This window comes from Mycobacterium sp., assembly GCF_044370595.1.
GTDB lineage: Bacteria > Actinomycetota > Actinomycetes > Mycobacteriales > Mycobacteriaceae > Mycobacterium.
This window is the reverse complement of sequence record NZ_JBILVF010000219.1, coordinates 1-4,056: the sequence shown is the minus strand read 5'-3', so window position 1 is coordinate 4,056 and position 4,056 is coordinate 1. Positions and strand designations below refer to the sequence as shown.

The window sequence follows — 4,056 nt, the reverse complement described above, 5'->3', positions numbered from 1 at the left end:
GTGGTCACCGCCGCCGCGCTGATCATGGCGATCGCCTTCGCCGCGCTGATCGCCGCGCAGGTCTCGTTCATGCGGATCTTCGGCCTGGGCCTGACACTGGCGGTGCTCGTCGACGCCACCCTGGTCAGGATGGCCTTGCTCCCGGCGTTCATGCAGGTGATGGGCAAACGCAACTGGTGGGCGCCCCGGCGTCTTGCCCAGTTGCATGAGCGCATCGGGATCTCCGAGGAGCCACCCGAACACCGGGTTTTGCGGAAGGCGCCGCTGGCTACAGTGGGGAAGTGACCGATACCTCCGCCGGATCTCATCCAGCGACCAGGCTGCACCACCCCTTCTTCGCCCGGTTGTGGGCCGTGATGTCCGCGCACGAGACCCCGATGCTGCGCCGGTTGCGCGCCGAGAACCTCGCCGGACTGTCCGGGCGCGTGCTGGAGGTGGGGGCCGGCACCGGCACCAACTTCGGCTACTACCCGCAGACCGTGCAACAGGTCATCGCCCTGGAACCCGAAGTCGGACTTGCGCCCAAAGCCCGGCAGGCCGCGGCGAATGCGACGGTTCCGGTGCAGGTGATCGAGACGACCATCGAAGGGATGCCGGATGGCGAACCGTTCGACGCGGTGGTGTGCTCTTTGGTGCTGTGCTCGGTCGCCGATCCGGACGCTGTTCTGCACCAGCTCTATTCGGTCCTCAAGCCGGGCGGTGAGCTGCGTTTCTTCGAGCATGTCGCCAGCTCCGGGTGGCGGGGTTCGCTGCAGCGGCTCGCTGACGCGACGGTTTGGCCGCGGATCGCGGGCAACTGCCACACCCACCGTGAAACCGAAAGCGCCATCACCGCAACCGGTTTCACCCTTGAGGCCACGAGGCATCAGTGGACTCTCCCCGCCTGGGTGCCGATGCCGGTTTCGGAGATGGCGGTGGGCCGGGCGGTGAAAGCGGCCGGCTGACTCAGCCTCCCGCGCAGCTTCTCGGGCATCTGCTCGGCCAGGTCATCGGCCCGGGAGAAGTCCTCGTCGATGTTGTACAGCTCCCATTTGGTCGTCAGCACTCGAAACGTACCGGCCGAGGACGTCGGTTTCGGCTTACCCTGCACGTTTCTTGCAACAGTGCACGGCGGGTCGCGGCTGCGGTCGGGGCGATACCTGACAAGGAGCTGGCGTTCGCGCTCGAAGTTCGGGGCGAGAACGGCCGGACCGATCGTGAACTGCAACTAGGCGACAGTCTCTCCATCATTGAGGCCAAGCGCGGGTGGCAGCTGCCTGCCGAGGAACAGCTTGCTGAATACGCCGACAGGGTCGCAGCCACGAAGGCGGGTGGGGCACCCGTAACGCTTTCTCAAGCGTCACATGCGCTCGCGGCGCAAACCTGCCGGCAGAGGTCAATGGTGTTCCAGTTGTCCACCTCCCTTGGCGCGATGTTCTCGCCGACGTCGAGGAAGCAAGGCCGCACTGCCGGCGGGCACGAACGGCTTTGGCTTGAAGAGTTTCGGACGTACATGCGGGAGGTGATCTGGTTGCGACCTGTGGGCGATAGCTGGGTTTATCGCGTGGTCCTCAACGATGTCAGGCCGGGAGGAAGAGCCAGCTTCAGGGAGATCGTCACCGAGCAGTTTCATTAATTCCATCCTTGCGGCGTCAAAGGCTGGCCCACCGAGCCGCCGAACTCAACGCATCCATCGGGTAGTCGAGCACGAGGTAGTGCCGCAACTCAGCGACCGGTGGCCCTACATGACAGGCAAGGAAGTGAATAGACCTCACGCCATTTACCGACTCGGACCGAGACTGCCCCCCCACTCGCCTATTCCGAACGGGGCGTCCTACAGATCGGGGCACCTGCGGGTACTTCTCGACCAACTTCAGACCGCTCCCACGCTCGCTGAGGCAATCAAGCGGAGCAACGAATTGAAGAACCGAACCTGAGTGGAGTAGGCCTGCTGCCAACCAAGCAAACCCAGGTCCAACGTGAAGCCGACCTCGCAGTAGGCGAACGGCGGCAGAGCTTTTTTACACTTAGGACGCAGTGCTGCACTGATGCTTCCGGATAGTCATGCACCTTGATGGTGCCTCCTAACCCGTGACGGCTGGGCTAGCCTGGGCAGAGGATTGAAAACCCAGTGAATTCCCTCCGGGCAGAGCGCAGTCGATTGGATTTCAGGTATGGCCTTCTTGACCTCGCCGAAGACCTACACCGGCCTCGCAGTGTTTCACGCGGTGGATGCTGTCGCCTGCGCGGCCCAGGTGCCGCCCATCAAGAAGAGCCTCGACTCCGTCGGTTGCCCAGACAACGTTCGGCGAGTGTTGCCTGCGATCAAGGGCGCAGCAGCCGTCGGGCTGTATTCGGTGAGGTGGTTTCCCGGACTCGCGAGGCTGACCACGGCGATGTTGACCCTCTATTTCGCACTGGCCGTCGGAGCACATGTGCGCTCCCGTGATAAGGCCGTCAATGCACTTCCCGCGGCGGCTTTGCTCACCACGTTCGCGGTCATGACGGTCAAGGGCCCAGAGCCAGCACCAACGACTTAGGGGCGCCCACGCAAGGTCACTGCACCCGCCGATACCGCGCTATAGTCACTGGTAGTCGGCTACGACCGCAGGAGATTCGCCATGGCTTCGTCACTGCTTGACGCACTGGGTTCGGACAAGGGCGGCCTTACGCTGCTTAAGTTGCTCGCCGATAACAGTTTTGACTCCATTCTCGTCACCGACGCTTCCCCCAAAGGTCGGATCATCTATGCCAACAAGGCGTTCAGGAAGCTCACCGGACACGACCCCGCGGAAGTGCTCGGCAAGGATCCCCGCATCCTCCAGGGCCCCGGCACCGACCGGAAGGTGATCGAACGCCTTGCTGCGGCAATCCAATCCGGCGGACGGTTCGAGGGCCGCGCGGTCAATTACAAGAAGGATGGGACGCCGTTCATCATGAACTGGCGGATGTTCCCCCTCAAAGACGCCGGCAAGATCATTGCGTGGGTGGCCATCCAGCGCGAGGCGCTCTCCGCTGGCTAGGGCTTCTCGGGTGCGCCTCGGCGCCATCTCTCCGCGTGCCTCTCTGGCATTCTGAGTGTAAGTTAGGCCGCCTTTCGGAGGCATCGACGGCGGCATGCCGCTGCCCCAACTACCGTCGGGCTGTCGACCGTCACGACGCAATTCCCCCGGGGTGTCCGTCACGTAATTCCGCCACCGGTGGGCCTCGGGTGTAGGTCTACCGGGTGGTTGTGGCGTTGTCTAGCGGCGGGGTAGCACCGGGGCGTTTTCGTGGTCGGTAGCTGGGGCCGTCCATCAGGATTTGGTGGCTGGTGTTGATCAGTCGGTCCAGTAGCGATTCAGCGACGACGGGGTCGGGGAACAGGTTGTACCAGTCCTTGGGTGATCGGTTGGAGGTCAGGATCAGCGGGCGGCCGTTGACGGCGCGATCGCTGATGAGTTCGTAGAGATCGTCGGCGCGCATGGCGGTGTGCTCGCGCATGGCGAAGTCGTCGAGGATCAGGACTAACCCCCGGGGCCAATATCTGCCGTCGGACGCTTACTCCGACCCAAGGGGCGGGGCGGGGCCGAGAATGCCTTTAGACTTCCGTTGGGGACCCCGGGGTGCTCAGCAGCCACGCTGTTGTGTTGATAACCCATCGCCCTCAAGTAGGCATTTGCCCTGGTGAACGTGGCATCGGTAGGGCACCGAGTCGGGAGGTTACCCGGCGGACCCGGCCCCTGGGATGGGTGAAATCACCCTAATGACCCGCCCATACCTGCCGGCCTGTCCAGAACCCACCGAGACGACGTCATAGCTGGTGGGGCACTGGCAGCCCCCGGTTTCGGTGTGGCTGAGCACCCGGTGTTCGTCGTTGATCCGTCCGGACATGTGGTGTTGTCCCAAATGACGCCGGTGAGGATGGCGCGACCGAGGTCGGCTCCGGTCAGGTTTGCGTTGGTCAGGTTCGCGTTGGTCAGGTTCGCGCCCCTGATTCGGTAGTTGGCGCAGAAATCATCGGAGCAGGTCAGATTGGCCCCGGTCAGGTCGGCGCCGGTCAGGTTCGCGAGCGCCAGGTAGGTGCCGGTGAGGTCC

General features: G+C 63.7%; 6 protein-coding genes and 1 pseudogene. 5 read left to right on the top strand and 2 right to left on the bottom strand.

The genetic code is table 11. From position 1 onward, the window contains the following. The 5 genes from ADBZ5N_RS17805 to ADBZ5N_RS17785 form a co-directional block, all read left to right on the top strand. On the top strand, positions 1-285 hold a 285-nt coding region (locus ADBZ5N_RS17805; RefSeq protein WP_526259745.1), incomplete at its 5' end, for an MMPL family transporter. A 71-nt stretch (positions 286-356) separates the two neighbouring features. After that, positions 357-944, top strand: a complete 588-nt coding sequence (locus ADBZ5N_RS17800; protein ID WP_526259747.1) for a class I SAM-dependent methyltransferase — start codon at positions 357-359, stop codon at positions 942-944. Next, the gene (locus ADBZ5N_RS17795; RefSeq protein ID WP_526259743.1) at positions 869-1,615 is read left to right on the top strand and encodes a hypothetical protein; all 747 of its coding nucleotides are present in this window, start codon (positions 869-871) and stop codon (positions 1,613-1,615) included. The genes ADBZ5N_RS17800 and ADBZ5N_RS17795 overlap by 76 nt, the downstream gene beginning before the upstream one ends. Before the next feature lie 538 nt (positions 1,616-2,153). Further along, complete coding sequence (locus ADBZ5N_RS17790; protein WP_526259741.1) at positions 2,154-2,519, top strand: DoxX family protein; 366 nt, start codon at positions 2,154-2,156, stop codon at positions 2,517-2,519. An 81-nt stretch (positions 2,520-2,600) separates the two neighbouring features. Next, positions 2,601-3,002 carry a PAS domain-containing protein gene (locus ADBZ5N_RS17785; RefSeq protein WP_526259739.1) on the top strand — a complete coding sequence of 134 codons (402 nt, stop codon included), beginning with the start codon at positions 2,601-2,603 and terminating at the stop codon, positions 3,000-3,002. A gap of 196 nt (positions 3,003-3,198) precedes the next feature. Here the strand turns inward: ADBZ5N_RS17785 and ADBZ5N_RS17780 are convergent. Both ADBZ5N_RS17780 and ADBZ5N_RS17775 read right to left on the bottom strand, forming a co-directional pair. Beyond that, a pseudogene (locus tag ADBZ5N_RS17780) lies at positions 3,199-3,492 on the bottom strand (ATP-binding protein); the annotation flags it as partial. Between the two features lie 224 nt (positions 3,493-3,716). Continuing rightward, the coding region (locus tag ADBZ5N_RS17775; protein WP_526259737.1) for a pentapeptide repeat-containing protein at positions 3,717-4,056 on the bottom strand (340 nt) is incomplete at its 5' end.